18 protein-coding genes are annotated in these 18,019 nt (G+C 71.4%); 9 read left to right on the top strand and 9 right to left on the bottom strand.

The window, feature by feature from the left end:
• Positions 1–21 precede the first annotated feature (21 nt).
• Entirely contained in the window at positions 22–1,023 is a 1,002-nt protein-coding gene (locus tag NMQ01_RS01450) for an LCP family protein (protein ID WP_255185119.1), read from the top strand.
• 151 nt (positions 1,024–1,174) lie between these two features.
• Here the strand turns inward: NMQ01_RS01450 and NMQ01_RS01445 are convergent, their stop codons facing one another.
• On the bottom strand, positions 1,175–1,672 hold the full coding sequence (locus tag NMQ01_RS01445) for an FABP family protein (protein WP_255185118.1): 498 nt from the start codon (positions 1,670–1,672) through the stop codon (positions 1,175–1,177).
• Between the two features lie 44 nt (positions 1,673–1,716).
• On the bottom strand, positions 1,717–2,559 hold the full coding sequence (locus NMQ01_RS01440) for a hypothetical protein (RefSeq protein WP_255185117.1): 843 nt from the start codon (positions 2,557–2,559) through the stop codon (positions 1,717–1,719).
• A gap of 40 nt (positions 2,560–2,599) precedes the next feature.
• On the opposite strand from NMQ01_RS01440, the gene NMQ01_RS01435 reads away from it, so the two are divergent.
• The 8 genes from NMQ01_RS01435 (at position 2,600) to pstB (ending at position 11,688) form a co-directional block, all read left to right on the top strand.
• Positions 2,600–3,304, top strand: a complete 705-nt coding sequence (locus tag NMQ01_RS01435) for a response regulator transcription factor (protein ID WP_255185116.1) — start codon at positions 2,600–2,602, stop codon at positions 3,302–3,304.
• Positions 3,301–4,194, top strand: a complete 894-nt coding sequence (mshD, locus tag NMQ01_RS01430; protein WP_255185115.1) for a mycothiol synthase — start codon at positions 3,301–3,303, stop codon at positions 4,192–4,194. The genes NMQ01_RS01435 and mshD overlap by 4 nt, the downstream gene beginning before the upstream one ends.
• 5 nt (positions 4,195–4,199) lie before the next feature.
• On the top strand, positions 4,200–6,482 hold the full coding sequence (locus tag NMQ01_RS01425; RefSeq protein ID WP_255186299.1) for an RNA degradosome polyphosphate kinase: 2,283 nt from the start codon (positions 4,200–4,202) through the stop codon (positions 6,480–6,482).
• Positions 6,483–6,484: 2 nt separating this feature from the next.
• Positions 6,485–7,441: an NUDIX hydrolase gene (locus NMQ01_RS01420; RefSeq protein WP_255185114.1), complete on the top strand. Its 957-nt coding sequence runs from the start codon at positions 6,485–6,487 to the stop codon at positions 7,439–7,441.
• A 214-nt stretch (positions 7,442–7,655) separates the two neighbouring features.
• Positions 7,656–8,747, top strand: a complete 1,092-nt coding sequence (gene pstS, locus NMQ01_RS01415; RefSeq protein WP_255185113.1) for a phosphate ABC transporter substrate-binding protein PstS — start codon at positions 7,656–7,658, stop codon at positions 8,745–8,747.
• A 93-nt stretch (positions 8,748–8,840) separates the two neighbouring features.
• A complete protein-coding gene (gene pstC / locus NMQ01_RS01410; RefSeq protein WP_255185112.1) occupies positions 8,841–9,785 on the top strand; it encodes a phosphate ABC transporter permease subunit PstC in 945 nt (314 codons plus the stop codon).
• A complete protein-coding gene (gene pstA / locus NMQ01_RS01405) occupies positions 9,785–10,882 on the top strand; it encodes a phosphate ABC transporter permease PstA (protein ID WP_255185111.1) in 1,098 nt (365 codons plus the stop codon). The genes pstC and pstA overlap by 1 nt, the downstream gene beginning before the upstream one ends.
• Positions 10,883–10,908: 26 nt before the next feature.
• A complete protein-coding gene (pstB, locus tag NMQ01_RS01400; RefSeq protein WP_255185110.1) occupies positions 10,909–11,688 on the top strand; it encodes a phosphate ABC transporter ATP-binding protein PstB in 780 nt (259 codons plus the stop codon).
• 99 nt (positions 11,689–11,787) lie between these two features.
• Here the strand turns inward: pstB and NMQ01_RS01395 are convergent, their stop codons facing one another.
• From NMQ01_RS01395 to NMQ01_RS01365, 7 genes are all read right to left on the bottom strand, one after another.
• Positions 11,788–12,789, bottom strand: a complete 1,002-nt coding sequence (locus tag NMQ01_RS01395) for an inorganic phosphate transporter (RefSeq protein WP_303708006.1) — start codon at positions 12,787–12,789, stop codon at positions 11,788–11,790.
• Positions 12,790–12,794: 5 nt separating this feature from the next.
• Entirely contained in the window at positions 12,795–13,424 is a 630-nt protein-coding gene (locus NMQ01_RS01390) for a DUF47 domain-containing protein (RefSeq protein WP_255185109.1), read from the bottom strand.
• 293 nt (positions 13,425–13,717) lie between these two features.
• Positions 13,718–14,320: a hypothetical protein gene (locus NMQ01_RS01385; protein WP_255185108.1), complete on the bottom strand. Its 603-nt coding sequence runs from the start codon at positions 14,318–14,320 to the stop codon at positions 13,718–13,720.
• A 2-nt stretch (positions 14,321–14,322) separates the two neighbouring features.
• Complete coding sequence (locus tag NMQ01_RS01380; RefSeq protein ID WP_255185107.1) at positions 14,323–15,045, bottom strand: enoyl-CoA hydratase/isomerase family protein; 723 nt, start codon at positions 15,043–15,045, stop codon at positions 14,323–14,325.
• A 70-nt stretch (positions 15,046–15,115) separates the two neighbouring features.
• Positions 15,116–16,159 (bottom strand): ABC transporter substrate-binding protein, encoded by a 1,044-nt coding sequence (locus NMQ01_RS01375; RefSeq protein ID WP_255185106.1) that lies wholly within the window; start codon positions 16,157–16,159, stop codon positions 15,116–15,118.
• Positions 16,156–16,956, bottom strand: coding sequence for an ABC transporter ATP-binding protein (locus NMQ01_RS01370; protein ID WP_255185105.1), 801 nt, complete (start codon positions 16,954–16,956; stop codon positions 16,156–16,158). Before NMQ01_RS01370 ends, NMQ01_RS01375 begins: the two co-directional genes overlap by 4 nt.
• The gene (locus NMQ01_RS01365) at positions 16,953–18,011 is read right to left on the bottom strand and encodes an iron ABC transporter permease (protein ID WP_255185104.1); all 1,059 of its coding nucleotides are present in this window, start codon (positions 18,009–18,011) and stop codon (positions 16,953–16,955) included. The genes NMQ01_RS01370 and NMQ01_RS01365 overlap by 4 nt, the downstream gene beginning before the upstream one ends.
• Between the last annotated feature and the right edge of the window lie 8 nt (positions 18,012–18,019).

Below are 18,019 nucleotides of genomic sequence, written 5' to 3'. Positions count from 1 at the left end.
CTCGCCCCGTACGATGACCGCATGCTCGAGGAGTTCGACGACGACACCGCTGGCGAGACCACGACTCGCCGCTCAGGCCGCCGCCGCATGGGGTGGGGGCGACGGCTCGCCGTCTCCGTCCTCGCCTTCCTGCTGCTCCTCGTGATCGGCATCGGCGGGTACGCGTGGTTCATCAGCAGCAAGGTCGACCGCAACCTCGCGCACGACGACCTCCTCGGGGAGGCACAGAACCAGACCGAGTGGCGCGATGGCGAGCAGCTCGTGACCGACGCAGGGACCAACTACCTGCTCATCGGCTCCGACGCCCGGCCGGGCGAGACCGCCAGCCGGGCCGACGTCATCCAGCTCGTCCACGTCGACGAGGACCACGGCGACGTGTGGATCATCCACTTCCCCCGTGACCTCTACGTGCCGATTCCCGGGCACGGCAAGAACAAGATCAACGCCGCCTACGCCTTCGGCCAGTCGCCGCTGCTCGTGCAGACCATCCAGGACCTCGTCGGCGTCAAGGTCGACCACGTCGCCAAGACCGATTTCGATGGCTTCAAGCAGCTCACCGACGCGCTCGGGGGCGTGCAGGTCAACAACGCCCAGGCGAGCCCCAAGTACCCCGCGGGTACCCACGACCTCGACGGCGAGCAGGCGCTGGAGTACGTCCGCGAGCGCAAGACCCTCGCCGAGGGCGACATCTCCCGCGGTCAGCGTCAGCAGGCCTGGCTCAAGGGGATCATGACGAAGACCCTCACCCCCGGCGTGCTGCTCAACCCCAGCCGTCTCGGCAACGTCATCGAGGCCGGCACCAAGAACACGATCGTCGACAACTCGCTGACGACGGGCAAGATCCGCAGCGAGGCGATCAAGCTGCGCGGCGTGCGCGGCGGCAACATCCACTTCGTCACCGCGCCCTTCAGCGGCTACGGCACCGCGCCCGACGGCGGGTCGATCGACATCCTCGACGAGCAGGGCATGTCCCGGCTGAGCGATGCCCTGCGCACCGACGACATGGCGGGCTACGAGGAGTGACCCGACCCCGCCCCCTTCGCACCCCCTGGACCCTGCAAAACCCTAGGGTTTTGCGAAGTTCCGGGCCGCCAACCCTGCAAAACCCTAGGGTTTTGCGAAGTTCCGGGCCGCCAACCCTGCAAAACCCTGGGGCGCTGCGCGGCGGGGGCGGTCAGCCGTCGACGCGCTTGAGCTCTGCGGAGACGTGGCTGCTCATCGGCTGACCGGCGGCGGTCATGTCCATGACCCACATGAGGTTGGACTTCACGAGGCCGTACATGCGCTTGGCCGACGAGTACTCCTTGGCCTGCGGGCTGCGGATGATGCCGTCGGTCTGCAGCTCGATCCGGCCCGGCTCGACGGTGCCGTAGTACATCTCGACGATGCCCGTGGGGTGGGCGAGGAGGAGCTCCGCCTCCCCTTCGCCACCGGCACGCCAGAAGCCGAGCTCGGTGCCGGAGGGACGGACCTTGTTGCCCGCGTCGTCGAGGATCCAGGTCGTGCTCTCCCAGCGCAGGAAGGGCCGCTCGTCGTGGGTGACGACGAGCTCCTGGCCGAAGTTGGCCGACTCGATGGTCGGGTAGCCGACGACACCGGCTCCCTCCCAGCGACCGACGAGCCAGGCGAGGGGGGCGATGTCCGGGTGGATCGTGGGATCGAGGGTGAACACCCGCCCATCGTAGGGCGGACGCCGGGCCGGGAGCGCGCCGGCGGTCAGGCCAGGGGCAGGCGGGCGACGAGGTGCACGAGCGGCCCGGCGACGAGCACGGAGGCCGCGCCGGCGGCGAGCGCACCGGCCACGGTGTCGATCGCCCGCTGCTGCGACAGCGCGCGGCGCAGCGCGACCGCGGTGCCCGCACCGATGACCCCGAGCAGCGCCGACCACGCCGACAGCGACCCCGAGAGCACGAGGTGCGCGACCAGACCGGCGAGCCCGCCGACACCCATCGCGGCCGGGATCATCCACGCGCTCGTCGCCGGGCGCTCGAGGACGAGGTCGACGAGGGCGGCGACGGCCAGACCGATGCCGACGATGACGACCGGCCCGTGGTTGTCGGCGTAGACGGTGCTCGTGAGCAGCCCCCCACCGCCGATGAGCAGGATGCCGAGGGAGGTGCCGGCCATCGAGCGGGCCAGCTGCACCCGGGCCGGCGCCTGCAGCAGCGGGTGCAGGCACATGGCGACGATGCCCAGGGCCATCGCTGCGGGCACGTGCTCGAGGTAGGGCTCCTCGTCCTGCAGCACCAGGGCGGCACCGAGGGCGAGCGAGGTCACGGCGAGGACGGCGGTCGTGCCGACGGGGGTGCGAGACCCGACGAGCGAGGGCCAGCCGATCGCGACGACCAGGCCCGCGGCGACCACGGCGAGCAGCTCGAGGATGCGCTCGCCCGAGGCCGCCGAACCGGCGACCAGCAGGGCGGTGACGACCGTGGCCGCGGCGACGACCGGGCGTGACCGGGGCGGCGGAGCCTGGGGGTCGGCGACCTCTCCCGCACTCGCGCGCAGGGCACGGCGGGCCGCTCGGGTCTCTGGCTCGACGGGTACTGGCGTGGTCACCACGCGAGGGTAGCGGGCCGCCCGATTATTCTGGGTCGCGATGGCCCGACTCCTGCTCCTCACGGACGACCTGGCGCCGAGCGCCGAGGTCCTGCCGGCCTTGGGGCTGCTCGGGCACCAGGTGCGCACGCTGCCCGCCGAGGCATCGGCGATCATCGACGCCCCCGCCGTCGACGTCGTCCTCGTCGACGCGCGCACCGCGCTCGTCCAGGCCCGCTCGCTGTGCCGCGTCATCCGCGCCACCGGCACCTCCGCGCCGGTCATCGCGATCCTCACCGAGGGCGGCCTGACCGCGGTCAACGCCGAGTGGGCGGTCGAGGACATCCTCCTCGAGCACGCCGGCCCCGCCGAGGTCGAGGCCCGGCTGCGGCTGGTGATGACCCGCAGCGACACGGTCGAGGACGAGGCCGACGAGCGGATCGTCGCCGGGGACCTGACGATCGACGAGGGCAGCTACTCCGCCCGGCTCGGCGAGCGCCTGCTCGACCTGACGTACAAGGAGTTCGAGCTGCTCAAGCACCTCGCCCAGCACCCCGGCCGCGTCTTCACCCGCGCCCAGCTGCTCCAGGAGGTCTGGGGCTACGACTACTACGGCGGCACCCGCACCGTCGACGTGCACGTGCGTCGCCTGCGGGCCAAGCTCGGCAGCGAGCACGAGCAGCTCATCGGCACGATCCGCAATGTCGGCTACCGCTTCGTGCCCGCCCATGACGACGAGGCCGACACCGAGGCGGTGTCCCTGTGACCGTGACCGTCACCCCCTTCGACCTGCTGCCGGACGCCCTGGTGGACCGGGTGGCCGCAGGTGCCCTCGACGCGACCTCCGCCGACGGCGTCGCGCCGCTCAGCGAGGCCTTCGAGCTCGCCCTGCCGCGCCCCGGCACCCACTACGTCGCGGCCGACGGCGACGACCTCGCCGGCTACGCGGCCGTCGCCGAGGACGGGTCCGTCGAGCTCTTCGTGCACCCCGACCGACGTGCGAAGGGGGTCGGCGCCCGCCTGCTCGAGCGTGTGCTGCAGGAGCGCCCGGACGCGCGGCCGTGGGCCCACGGCGACCTGCCGGCCGCCCGCGCCCTGGCCTCCCGGCTCGGCCTGCAGGTGGTCCGTGAGCTGCTCGTCCTCTCCCGCGACGTGCGCGAGGGCGACGAGACCGACCCCGGCCTCCCCGACGGCGTGCGGCACCGGACCTTCGTCCCCGGCACCGACGAGACCGCGCTGCTCGAGGCCAACGCCGCGGCCTTCGTCCACCACCCCGAGCAGGGCGCCCTCGACCGGGCCGGTCTCGACGAGCGGATGGCCCAGCCGTGGTTCGACCCCGAGGGGGTCATCCTGCTCGAGGACGACGACCCGAGCCGGCTCGTCGGCTTCCACTGGACGAAGATCGACCCGCCCGGCGGCGACGTCGGCGAGGTCTACGTCGTCGGCGTCCACCCCGACTGCCAGGGTCGCGGGCTCGCCGGCCCGCTCACCGGCCTCGGCCTGGCGCACCTGGCCCGTCGGGGCGTGCGCGAGGTCGAGCTCTACGTCGAGGGCGACAACACGCCGGCGCTGGCGACCTACGAGCGGGCCGGCTTCACCCGCAAGGCCCTCCACGTGATGTATTCACACGAGGTTCACCCCTCGGTGCAAGGATGAGCGCCATGTCGGACGCCTCCGCCCCAGCACCCCGACCGTCGGTCCCGGCTCGCCGACCGGGCGCGGCCCCGACCAGCGACGTCTCGATCACCTCCTCGGCCCCCGACGCCACCCCCGAGCTGCGGCCCCGCGCGGCCAACGGCCGCTTCGTGCGCAGCCGTCCCGAGGACGCGGCGCCCGCCACCGACCTGCCGGTCGACCGCTTCCTCGACCGCGAGATCAGCTGGCTGCAGTTCAACGAGCGGGTCCTGCAGCTCGCGGCCGACGAGAGCGTCCCCCTGCTCGAGCGGGCGCGCTTCCTCGCGATCTTCACGAGCAACCTCGACGAGTTCTTCATGGTCCGGGTCGCCGGCCTCAAGCGGCGCATAGCCACCGGCATCGCCGTGCGCAGCCCCTCCGGGCTCGAGCCGCGCGAGGTGCTCGAGCAGATCGCCCGCATCGCGCACGACCTGACCCACATGCAGACGCGCATCTTCGACGAGAGCGTGCGCCCCGCCCTCGCCGAGGAGGGCATCAGCATCGTGCGGTGGAGCGAGGTCGAGGAGTCCGAGCAGGAGCGGCTCAGCGAGCTCTTCCGCGACCAGATCTACCCCGTGCTCACGCCGCTGGCCGTCGACCCGGCCCACCCCTTCCCCTACATCTCGGGGCTCTCGCTCAACCTCGCCGTCATCCTCATCAACCCCAAGACGGGCAAGGAGCACTTCGCGAGGATCAAGATGCCGCCCTCACTCCCCCGCTTCCTCAAGGTGCGTCGCGCGCAGGCCTCGGTGACCTCCGACCTCTTCGAGGCGCGCTTCGTCCCGCTCGAGGACGTCATCGCCGCGCACCTGCACCACCTCTTCCCCGGCATGGAGGTGCACGAGCACTACTCCTTCCGAGTCACCCGCAACGAGGACCTCGAGGTCGAGGAGGACGACGCCGAGAACCTCCTCGCCGCGCTGGAGAAGGAGCTGATCCGGCGGCGCTTCGGCCCGCCGGTGCGGCTGGAGGTGGAGGAGGACCTCGACGACCACGTCATGGAGCTGCTCAGCCGCGAGCTCGGCGTCAGCGACGACGAGGTCTATCGGCTGCCCGCCCCGCTCGACCTGCGCGGGCTCAACGAGATCGCCGACATCGACCGGACCGACCTGCACTTCCCTCCCTTCGTGGCCCGGACAAATGCCGACCTGGCGCCCGCCGAGTCATCGAAGGCCGCCAACCTCATCGGCCGCATCGCCCGGCAGGACGTGCTGCTGCAGCACCCCTACGACTCCTTCTCCACCTCCGTGCAGGCCTTCATCGAGCAAGCGGCGGCCGACCCGCACGTGCTCGCGATCAAGCAGACGCTCTACCGCACCAGCGGTGACAGCCCGATCGTCGACGCGCTCATCGACGCCGCCGAGGCGGGCAAGCAGGTGCTCGCGGTCGTCGAGATCAAGGCGCGCTTCGACGAGCAGAACAACATCGAGTGGGCCCGCAAGCTCGAGCACGCGGGCGTGCACGTCGTCTACGGCATCGTCGGCCTCAAGACCCACTGCAAGCTCGCCCTCGTCGTGCGGCAGGAGCCCGACGGGGTGAAGCGCTACTGCCACGTCGGCACCGGCAACTACAACCCCAAGACCGCTCGTCTCTACGAGGACATGGGGCTGCTCACCTCCGACCCCGAGGTCGGCGAGGACCTCACCCGGCTCTTCAACCAGCTCTCGGGCGTCGCGCCGCGCAGCAAGTTCAAGCGGCTGCTCGTCGCACCCCGGCACATCCGCGACGGGCTCGTCGAGCGGATCGAGGAGCAGGCGGCGCGCCAGGCCAGGACGGGCGATGGCTACGTCGCGGTCAAGGTCAACTCGCTCGTCGACGAGCAGACGATCGACGCGCTCTACCGGGCCAGCCAGGCCGGGGTGCAGGTCGACGTGTGGGTCCGCGGCATCTGCGCCCTGCGACCCGGCGTGCCCGGGCTGAGCGAGACGATCCGGGTGCACTCGGTCCTCGGGCGCTTCCTCGAGCACTCGCGCATCTTCCTCTTCGGGACCGGCGCGGACCGCCAGGCGTGGATCGGCTCGGCCGACCTCATGCACCGCAACCTCGACCGACGCGTCGAGGCCCTCGTGCGGATCAAGGAGCCGCGCCACGTCGAGCAGGTCTTCGACCTCGTCGAGCGCGGCATGTCGGGCGACTACGCCCACTGGAACCTCGACGGCGACGGCCGCTGGACCCGGGTGCACCAGAACCCCGACGGTGAGCCGCTGCCCGACATCCAGGCCGCGCTCATCGCGATGCACGCCAAGCGCCGCCGCAAGGCCCGGCGCTGAGCATGGCCACCGTCCTGGCCGCGGGCACCCTGCCATGGAGACGTCGTCGGGGGCGCCTGCAGATCGCTCTCGTCCACCGCCCCCGCTACGACGACTGGTCGTGGGCGAAGGGCAAGCTCGACCCCGGCGAGACCTTCCCCGTCGCCGCGGCCCGCGAGACCCTCGAGGAGACCGGGCTGCGCGTGCGGCTCGGCCACCCGCTGCCGACGACGACCTACACCGTCGCGTCGAAGTCGGGGCCGGCGGTCAAGGAGGTGCGCTACTGGGCGGCCGAGGTGACCGGCGGTGACGGTGGCCTCGTCCACGAGGTCGACGAGGTCGCCTGGCTCGAGGCCGGCGAGGCCCTCTCCCGGCTCAGCTATGCGCACGACGTCGCCCAGGTCGAGGCCCTCATGGCCGCCGACTCCCGGGGCACCCTGTCGACCTGGCCCCTCGCCGTCGTGCGCCACGCCAAGGCGCAGCCCCGCGCGACGTGGACCGACGACGACTGGCTGCGGCCCCTCGACGACCGGGGCCGCGAGCAGGCCGCCGACCTCGTGCCCCTGCTCGCCGGCTACGGCATCGAGCGCCTCGTGAGCAGCCCCTCGACCCGCGCCAGCGACACCCTCGCCCCCTATGCGACGGCCAGCGGCGAGCGGCTGCGGCTCAAGCCGGGCCTGTCGGAGGAGGGCTATGCCGCCGACCCGGGCAAGGCACGACACCACCTCGGGCGCCTGCTCGAGCGCGGCGTGCCCGCCGCCCTGTGCAGCCACGGCCCGGTCCTGCCCGACCTCGTGGCGCTGCTCCTCGAGCGCGCCGACCCCTCGCTCGCGCCCGGGCTCGTCGGCCGGTCGGTCATCGAGGACGCGCTCTCCGGGGGCCTGGCGAAGGGCGAGGTGCTCCTCGTCCACGTCGTCGGCACCGGCGACGCCGCCCGGATCGTCGCGGCCGAGCGGCACCACCCGCGCGACCGCGGCTGACTCCGCACGGGCGGCACTGTCGCGCGCGTTACATCGCCGACGGCCGGGGCGCGACCCGACCACGCACTGTGCAGCCGTGATTCACCGACTGTTCACCGATCTCGACCCGACAGGTCACCGAGCCTCCCTACCTTCGATGCGTACGACCACGGCGGTCGCGACGGGCTGCCGTCGCGATTCACGTGGCCAACCCCTGTAGAGAGGTTTGACAGACGTGATTCGTTCCACCCGCAGCCGCAAGGCCCTGACCGCCACCGCTGCCCTCGCCCTGACCTTCACGATGGCCGCCTGCAGCGAGTCGGACTCCGGCTCCGGCGCGTCTGGCGACGGCGGCGAGTCCGTCTCCGGCTCGATCAAGGGCATGGGTGCCAGTTCCCAGCAGGCCGCCGTCGAGAAGTGGAAGGCCGACTTCGAGACCGCCAACGGCGGCGCGACGGTCAACTACGACCCGCAGGGCTCCGGCGCCGGCCGTGAGCAGTTCGCCGCCGGTGCGGTCGACTTCGCCGGTACCGACTCCGCCTTCGAGGAGGAGGAGCTCGACAAGGCCAAGAAGGTCTGCGGTGGCGACATCGTCCAGATCCCGGTCTACGTCTCCCCGATCGCCATCGCCTACAACCTCGAGGGCGTCGACAAGCTGCAGCTGAAGCCGGCCACGGTCGCCGAGATCTTCGACGGCAAGATCAAGACCTGGAACGACCCGAAGATCAAGGCCGACAACCCGGACGCCGACCTCCCGTCGACGAAGATCACCACGGTCCACCGCTCGGACGACTCGGGCACCTCGAAGAACTTCTCCGACTACCTGGGCAAGGCCGCCGAGAAGTCCTGGACCCACGAGGCCGAGGACGCCTGGCCGGTCAAGGGCGGCACCGCTGCCAAGGGCACCTCGGGTGTCGTCGACGCGATCGGCAAGGGTGACGGCACCATCGGTTACGCGGACCTCTCGCAGGTCGGCGAGCTGAAGACCGTCGCGCTCGGTGTCGGCGACGAGTACGTCGAGCCCACCGCCGAGTCCGCCGCCAAGATCCTCGACGCCTCCAAGGCCAAGAGCGAGTCCGAGACCGACCTCGCGGTCGACGTCGCCAAGGACACCGAGGAGGCCGGCGTGTACCCCAACGTCCTCGTCTCCTACCAGGTCGGCTGCCTCAAGTACGACGACGCCGCGAAGGCGAAGGTCGTCAAGGCCTGGCTCAACTACGTCACCGGCGAGGAGGGCCAGAAGGCCTCCGCCGAGGCCGCCGGCTCCGCCGAGCTCCCGGCCGAGTGGGTTAAGAAGAACACCGCCGCTGTCGAGAAGATCAGCTGATCCTGATCGCCTCCTGGTGAGGGCCCGGGCGGTGTGCGTCACGCCGCCCGGGCCTTCGCCGCGCCCCTGCCCCTGCTGCTCCCGGAGAGTCACGTGAGTACCGCTTCCTCCGCCCCGTCCCCCCGGAAGGGTGTCCGCCGGCTCGGCGACAAGGTCTTCAGCGGCCTGTCGACGACCTCGGGGGTCTTCATCCTCGTCGCCCTCGTCCTCGTGGCCATCTTCCTGTTCCTGCAGGCATGGCCGGCCGTCACGGCCGACCCGAGCGAGGTCCGCGGCGGCGAAGGCCTCGTCACCTACATCGGTCCGCTGCTCTTCGGCACCGTCCTCGCGGCGGTCATCGCGCTCATCATCGCCGTGCCGCTGTCGATCGGCATCGCGCTCTTCATCAGCCACTACGCCCCGCGCAAGCTGGCCCAGGCCCTCGGCTACCTCGTCGACCTGCTGGCCGCGATCCCCTCGATCGTCTTCGGCTTCTGGGGTCTGTCCGTCGTCGGCCCCGGCTCCAAGCCGGTCGGCACCTGGCTCAACGAGCACCTCGGCTGGATCCCCTTCTTCGCCGGTGACGCGTCGGTGACCGGCAAGACGATGCTCGTCATCGGCATCGTCCTGGGCATCATGATCCTGCCGATCATGACGGCCGTGAACCGCGAGGTCTTCCTCCAGACCCCGCGCCTGCACGAGGAGGCCTCGCTGGCCCTCGGCGCCACCCGCTGGGAGATGATCCAGCAGGCGGTCATCCCCTTCGGCAAGTCCGGCATCGTCTCCGGCACCATGCTCGGCCTGGGCCGCGCGCTCGGCGAGACCATGGCCGTCGCGCTCATCCTCTCGCCCGGTCTGCCCTACTCGATCGAGCTGCTCTCCGACAACAGCAGCTCGACGATCGCCGCCGACATCGCGCTCAACCTGCCGGAGAGCTCCGGCGTCGCGGCCAACACGCTCGTCGCCGCCGGCCTCGTGCTCTTCTTCGTCACCCTGCTCGTCAACATGGCCGCCCGCTGGATCGTCTCCCGCCGGGCCGAGTTCTCGGGAGCCAACTGATGACCAACGTCTCCATCCCCACCGGGGGCACCCCCCACGACCCGGGCCAGGGCGTCGGCGGCGACACCGCCGCTGCCGGCAGCCTCTCGCAGACCGCCCGCTGGGGCGTCCTCGGCGGGTCCGCGCTCGTCGGTCTGGCCGTCGTCCTCCTCCTCGGCGGGTTCTCGGTCCTGCCGTGGGTGCTCCTCTCCGCGATCGTCTACTGCCTCGCGATCTACGTGGTCAGCCGCGTCACCGAGGGGTCCCGGCACGCGACCGACCGCCTCGTGACCGGCGTCGTGACGACCTTCTTCCTCCTCGCGCTCATCCCGCTCGTCTCGCTCGTCATCGACGTGCTGAGCAAGGGCACCAAGCGCCTGGACGCGGAGTTCTTCACGGTGTCCATGCGAGGCGTCGTCGGCGAGGGCGGCGGTATCGCGCACGCCCTGCAGGGCACGCTCATGATCACCCTCTTCACGACGGTCATCGCCGTCCCGATCGGCATCATGGCCGCGATCTACCTCGTCGAGTACGGCAACGGCAACCGGCTGTCGCGGGCACTGACCTTCTTCGTCGACGTCATGACGGGCATCCCGTCGATCGTCGCCGGCCTCTTCGCCTTCTCGCTCTTCAGCATCTTCGTCGAGCCGGGCTACAAGTCGGGCATCGTCGGTGTCGCGGCGCTGACGATCCTCATGATCCCGGTCGTCGTGCGCAACACCGACGAGATGCTCCGCCTCGTGCCCAACGAGCTGCGCGAGGCGAGCTATGCCCTCGGCGTGCCGAAGTGGCTGACGATCGTCAAGGTCGTCCTGCCGACCGCGGTCGCCGGCATCGCGACCGGTGTCACCCTCGCGATCGCGCGCATCATCGGTGAGACGGCGCCGCTGCTCGTCACCGCAGGTCTGAGCACGTCGCTCAACCCGAACATGTTCAAGGACCCGATGGCGACCCTCCCGGTCTTCGCCTACTACCAGATCATGAACCCGGGCGTGGACAAGCAGCCCTACATCGACCGGGCCTGGTCCGCGGTGCTCGTCCTCATCGTCATCGTCATGGCGCTGAACATCATCGCGCGACTCATCTCCAAGTTCTTCGCCCCCAAGACCGGTCGCTGACCGCAGACAGACAAGGAATCGCTGACGTGTCCAAGCGCATCGACGTCCAGAACCTCGACATCTACTACGGGGACTTCCTCGCCGTGAAGGATGTCAACGTCACCATCGAGCCCCGCTCGGTGACGGCACTCATCGGCCCCTCGGGCTGCGGCAAGTCGACCTTCCTCCGGTCGATCAACCGCATGCACGAGGTCATCCCCGGCGCCCACGTCAAGGGCTCGATCGTCATCGACGGCGAGGACCTCTACGGCAAGGGCGTCGACCCGGTGGGTGTCCGCCGCAAGGTCGGCATGGTCTTCCAGAGGCCCAACCCCTTCCCGACGATGTCCATCAAGGAAAACGTCCTCGCCGGGGTCAAGCTCAACAACAAGAAGATCAAGAAGGCCGACGCCGACGAGCTCGTCGAGACCAGCCTGCGCGGCGCCAACCTGTGGAACGAGGTCAAGGACCGCCTCGACAAGCCCGGCTCGGGCCTCTCGGGTGGCCAGCAGCAGCGTCTGTGCATCGCCCGCACGATCGCGGTCAAGCCCGAGGTCGTCCTCATGGACGAGCCGTGCTCGGCGCTCGACCCGATCTCGACCCTCGCGGTCGAGGACCTCATTGCCGAGCTCAAGGACGACTACACGATCGTCATCGTCACGCACAACATGCAGCAGGCCGCCCGCTGCAGCGACAAGACGGGCTTCTTCAACATCGAGGGGACCGGCAAGCCGGGCCAGCTCGTGGAGTTCGACGACACCCAGACGATCTTCAACAACCCGCGCGAGAAGGCGACCGAGGACTACATCTCCGGCCGCTTCGGGTGAGTGACCTCCCCTTCGTCGGGGAGGCGAAGGGGACAACGGCGAGGCCGGCGGATCCGACAGGGGGGATCCGCCGGCCTTCGTCGTGCCGGGAGAGTGCGGTCAGACGCCGGTGAGCGGGCGGAGCACCAGCATGAAGAGCACCGCGGACAGTCCCGCGCCGGGGAAGGTGAAGATCCACGCGCCGACGATGTTTTTCGCCACGCCCCACCGCACGGCCTTGAGCGAGCGGGTGGACCCCACGCCCATGATCGCCGCGGTGATCGCGTGCGTCGTCGAGATCGGCGCCTTGAGCATCGTCGCCACGTAGAGGATCGACGCGGCCGTGACCTCGGCGGCGAAGCCCTGGGGCGGGTCGAGGTGGATGATGCCGCGACCGAGGGTGCGCATGATCCGCCAGCCGCCCGAGTAGGTGCCCATCGAGATGACGACGGCCGACATGACGAGGACCCACAGCGGGATGTGGTGGTCGGCCGACGACTGGTAGCCCGAGACGGTGAGCGCGAGGACGACGACGCCGGCGGTCTTGGCGGCGTCCTGCATGCCGTGGCCGAAGGCCATGGCGGCCGCGGAGGCGGTCTGCGCCATGCGGAAGCCGCGCTTGGTCCGGCCGGGGTTGGCGTCGCGGAAGATCCGCAGGATCAGCTTCATCACGAGGAAGCCGACGACGATGCCGACGACCGGCGAGAGGACCATCGGGATGACGACCTTCTCGAGGATGCCGCCCCACTTGACCGTGGCGCCGGCCGCCAGGGCCGCACCGCCGAGCCCGCCGATGAGGGCGTGCGAGGACGAGGAGGGCAGGCCGAACCACCAGGTGATCAGGTTCCACACGATGGCGCCGAGGAGCGCCGCCGCGCACAGGACGAGACCGAGGTGCCCGCCGGGCGCCTCGATGATGCCCTGGCCCACGGTCTCGGCGACCTTGGCGCCGAAGAAGGCGCCGGCGAGGTTGGCCACGGCCGCCATGGCGAGCGCCGCCCGCGGCGTGAGCGCGCGGGTCGACACCGACGTCGCGATCGCATTGGCCGCGTCGTGGAAGCCGTTGGTGTAGTTGAAGCCCATCGCCAGCAGGGTGACGACGGCCACGGGGAGGAACTCCACGGGGGTCAGGACTCCTTGATGGCGATGCTCTCGACGCGGTGCGCCACCTGCTCGAAGGCGTCGGCGGCGTGCTCGAGGCGCTCGATGACGTCCTTGTGCTTGATGAGCTCGATCGGGTCGCTCACGCGACCGTCGAAGAGGTCACCGAGCAGCGCGCGGTAGATCTGGTCGCCCTCGTTCTCCAGGCGGTTGATCTCCACCCAGTACTCAGGCATGGCCTTCATGCTCGCCAGGCGCGGCATCGCGTCGGCGGTCAGCTCGGCCATCCGCACGATGACGGCCATCTGGCGGGCGATGCCCTCCATCAGGCCGTCCATGCGGTAGAGCACGATGTGCTGGCCCACGGACTCGAGGATGTCGGTGCAGTCGTCGAGCGCACCGGCGAGCTCGAGGATGTCGCCGTGGTCGAAGGGGGTGACGAAGCTGGAGTTGACCTTGTGGATGATCGCGTGGGTCGCCTCGTCGGCCTCGTGCTCGACCTCCTTCAGACGGGGCAGGAGGCCAGCGCGCTCCTCGGGAGGCGCTGCGAGGAGCTGGGTGAGCAGCTCGGCTGCGGTCACGGCATGGCGAGCGCTGGCGGCGAGGAGCTGGAAGAAGGCGTCGTCGCGAGCGGACGACGGTCGGAAGAAGGCCACGGGGTGGGTCTCCGGATCAGGGGGGGGGAACGTGCGGTTGTCGTGCACAGCCTAGAACCGTCCGGCCACCTGTGTGTCATCGGGAGTTCACCACCATCCGGTGGGGATGCGCCGGGTCGGGAGCGCCTCACGGCGCACGGCCGCTCGTGGCGGCGAATTTTGGGACCCGGGGCTACCGCGACCCGGCGCACCGACCCAGCGTAACCGCGACGAAGGTCACCGCATTCCCGCGGGGGGGCCTCGCGACCGTGTCGCAGCGCGGCCGACGGGGCCTGACGGAGGTCCCGACCGGGTCAGTCCAACGCGCCGGTCCGCCAGAGCCGGGCACTGGCCTCGAGGTCCTCGGCGGTGCCGACCATGGCCGCGGCGGCCTCGACGTCGCCGTCGTCGAGATGGGCGCGCCCGGTCGCCACGACCCGGCAGAAGGCGGCCGCCCGCTCGAGGGCGACCGCGAGGTCCCCGTCGAAGACTCCCCCGAGGATCCGGTCGGACAGGTCGCGCACCTCGTCGGCGCCCGGCGGGTCGACGACGCCGGCGATCGCGTGGTTGACGTGCGCGACGGCCATGCCCGCGCCGTACTCGCGGGCGGCGACCTCCGGCGAGCGCTGGATCCAGGCGCGCAGGACGTAGACCCGCCACAGCGCGCCGGGGAGGCTGCGCGCGGGCCGATCTGCCCACAGCTGGGCGAGGGTGTCGATGCCGAGGTCCTCGACGAGCCGCACGAGCCTGGCGGTCGTCTCCGGCGAGGCCGACCCCCTGCCCGCCTCGACGACGGTCTGCGCCGCGGCGTGGGCGGCCGCAGCGGTCTCGGCGGGGTCGGGCAGGGTCCCGCCGTGCGCCTCCATGGCGTCGGGACCGAAGTGCAGCGGCCGGCGGGGTCGGCCCGGCTCACTCATGCTCAGCCCCGGTTGCGGTTGAGCAGGGCGCGCACGAGGGTCACGGCCTCCGACTGCGAGAGCTCGGTGCGCGAGGTCTCCCACGAGGCGTGGAGCAGACGCCGCATCTCGGAGTTGGCCCACAGGTGCTTGCCGCCGAGGTTGGACGCGGCGTCCTGGAGCGCGGCCGCGACGTCACCGTCGGGGGCGAGCTCGGCGATGCCCCAGTCGTCGGCGGTCGCCGCGTCGAGGGTGCGGCCACCGAGGCCGAAGGAGAGGGCGCGCTGCTGGCCGATGGCCCGCGGCAGGAGCCACGCGAGGCCGGGGTCGGGCGCGCCGGTGCCGCCCTTGGGCGGCACGCGGAAGGTCGTGTCGCCGGCGCAGAAGGCGAGGTCGCCCGCGAGGACGAGGCCCAGGCCGGAGCCGGCGGCCAGTCCCTGGACGCCGACGAGCACGAGCTTGCTCGAGTTGTTGAGCAGCGAGAAGAGCTCCTCGAGGGCGGCCGCGAGCTCGAAGACCGCGGTCGTCGGGTCCTCGGCCTGCTCCGCCGCGGAGGTGTCGGACCCGACGCAGAAGTCCGCGCCGTTGGCCGTCAGCGTCAGGATGTCGACATAGGGGTCCCCGAGCGCCCGCTCGACCGCCTCGCGCAGGGCGCGGGCCATCTCGAGGTCGAGCGCGTTACCGGCCTCGGGCCGGTCGAGGACGATGCGGGCAAGGCGGTCGGATGCTTCGTACGTGACTCCCACACCACGCACCCTAGCCACCGGGGCGGCGCAGGCCCACCCACCCGGCCCGGCGGCCCGGCGGCCTCGGCCGTCACGGCTCGAGGTCGTGCTCGGGCTCGATGTCGCTGGCGGGCACGAGGTCGTGCTCCTCGAGGGCCACGCGCAGCTGCTCGGCCGAGTTGATGTTGAGCGGGCTGCTCGTCCACGCCGGGATCGGCAGGTTGAGGAAGCGCTTCTCCTTGACGGCCGGCAGGTCCCGTGTCGCCGGGTTGCTCTCGAGGACCTTGACCTTGTCCTCGAAGCTCTGCCCCTCGTAGGCGACGAAGGCGAAGAAGTCGGGTTCCGAGGAGACGAGCTGCTCCCACGAGACCTCGGTCCACGTGTCCTTGACGTCGGCGGTCGCGTTCTTCGCCCCCGCCGCCTCGATGATCGCCTGCGGCGCGCCGAAGGACCCGGAGGTGAAGATCTGCTTCGTGCCGGAGTCGAAGACGAAGACCGTCGGGGGCTTCGTCGCCTGGGGTGCCTCCTCGAGCGCGGCGCGCCGCCGGGCGATGTCGTCGTTGACCTCGGTGGCCCGGTCCTCGTGACCGGTGATCCGACCGAGGTTGTCGATGTCGGCCGCCATGGCCTTCCACGGCGGCATCGTCCCGCGCTTGCCGTCGGCCTGGCGGCAGCTCTCGGAGAGCACGTAGCCCGAGATGCCCCGGTCCTCGAGGAGGTCCGGGGTGAGCTTCTTCTCCTCGGTGTAGCCGTAGTTCCAGCCGGCGAGCATGACGTCCGGTCGCTGCGCGATGACGTTTTCCATCGTCGGGTAGTCCTTCGTCGCCACCGGGAGGGCGTCGACGACGTCGGCGCCGTAGGCGGTGGACAGGGCCTGCCGGGTGTCGCTCAGACCGCTCACGCCGGCCACCTGGTCCTCGGCACCCAGGGCCAGCACCATCGCGAGCAGGTTGCCGTCGCCACCGACGTACATCCGCTCCGCCGGCGAGGGGAAGGTCGCCTCCTGGCCGCAGTTGGTGATCGTCACCTGGCCCCCGGCAGAGGGTGCGTCCGCGCTGCTCCCACCACCGCAGGCGGCGAGCAGTCCGACCGCGAGGACCGCGGCGGTGGCCCGGGCAGGGCGAAGGGAGGTCATGCGTGGGCCTTCCGGTGGGCGGGTGCGGGCGCTCCTGCGCCCACGACGAGGTGGACCCGGCCGGTGGCCGGGTCGGTGAGGTGCCGTGCCTCGACGTCGAAGACCTCGCGCAGGACCTCGGGGGTGAGCACGTCGGCGGGGTGCCCGACGCCGTGCAGCCGGCCGTCGTGGAGGACGGCGACGGCGTCGAAGTGGGCGGCCGCGAGCTGCAGGTCGTGCACGGCGGCGACGACGGTGCAGCCGAGGGCCCGGACCGTCTCGAGGAGCTGGATCTGGTGGTGCACGTCGAGGTGGTTGGTCGGCTCGTCGAGGACGAGCAGGTCGCTGCCCTGGGCGATGCCGCGCGCGAGCATGGCCCGCCGGCGCTCGCCGCCGGAGAGGTGCTGGCACGGGTGGTCGACCTTGTCGACGAGGTCGACGTGCTCGAGCGCCGCGAGGACGAGGGGACGCTCCCCCTTCGCGTCGAAGGCCCACGGCGGCCGGTGCGGGATCCGGCCCATGGCGACCATCTCGCCGACGAGCAGGTCCTCCGGCGGGCCGTCCTCCTGCCCGACGTGGGCCAGGCGGGTCGCCCGCTGGCGCGGGGTGAGGCTCGCGAGGTCGGTGCCGTCGACGAGCACGGTCCCGGCCGCGGGCGGCCGCAAGCCGGTGAGGGCCCGCAGCAGCGTCGACTTGCCGCTGCCGTTGCGCCCGACGACCGCGAGCATCGACCCGTGCGGCACGTCGAGGTCCACGCCCGAGACGATGGTGTGCCCGCCGATCGCGGCGGCGAGGCCGTGGCAGCTCAGGTGACTCATTCGCCGCCTCCTGCATAGGTGTAGTGCCGCCTGCCGAGCAGCAGGAGGAAGACCGGGGCCCCCACGAGGCCCGTGACGACGCTCAGCGGGATCTCCTGCGGGGCGACGATGGTGCGGGCGGCGACGTCGACCCACAGCATGAAGAGCGCTCCCCCGACCGCGGCGACGGGCAGGACGACGCGGTGGCGGGCGCCGACGAGGATCCGGGCGAGGTGCGGGACGACGAGGCCGACGAAGCCGATGCCTCCGGAGACCGCGACGAGCACGCCGACGAGGACCGACACGAGGACGAAGAGGGCGATCCGCAGCCCCCGCACCGGCACACCGAGCGCCGACGCCACCTCGGCGCCGGCCGCGAGCGCGTCGAGCCAGGAGTGCAGCGCGACGAGCAGCGCGGTGGCGAGGACGACGACGAGCACCGACGGCAGGATCTGATCCCAGACCGAGCCCGACAGGCTGCCGAGCAGCCAGAAGAGCACCGACTGGGTCGCCCGCGGGTCGGCGCTGAAGAAGACGAGGAAGCTCGAGATCGACGAGAAGGCGGCGGACATCACGACGCCGGTCAGCACGAGGCGAAGGGGGGTGATCCCGCCCTGCGCCATCGAGATCCCGAAGACGAGCGCCGTCGCGAGCAGGGCACCACCGAGGGCTCCCGCCGACAGCGCCCACACGCCCAGGCCGCTGAGGACCCCGAGCACGATGACGAGGGTGGCGCCGACCCCGGCGCCCGACGAGACCCCGAGCAGATAGGGGTCGGCGAGCGGGTTGCGCACGAGTGTCTGCATGCACGCCCCGGCGATCGACAGCCCCGCCCCGACGACGACGGCCATGACGACCCGCGGCGCGCGCAGCTCCCACACGATGGTGTCGTAGGTCGGGTCGCTCCCCCGGCCGCCGGCGAGGCGTGCGCGCAGCACGTCGACGACGCCCGAGACGCTGAGCGGCTCCGAACCGAAGGCGAGCGAGACGACCGCGCTCACCACCGTCGCCACGACGAGCGTGACGAGCAGCGGGACGGTGGGGACGCGTCGTCCACCGGGACGGTCGTGGGACACCGAGGTCT

Origin of the sequence: Janibacter sp. CX7, from assembly GCF_024362365.1 — a bacterium.
Taxonomy (GTDB): Bacteria; Actinomycetota; Actinomycetes; order Actinomycetales; family Dermatophilaceae; genus Janibacter.
This window is presented reverse-complemented; position numbering and strand designations above follow the sequence as displayed.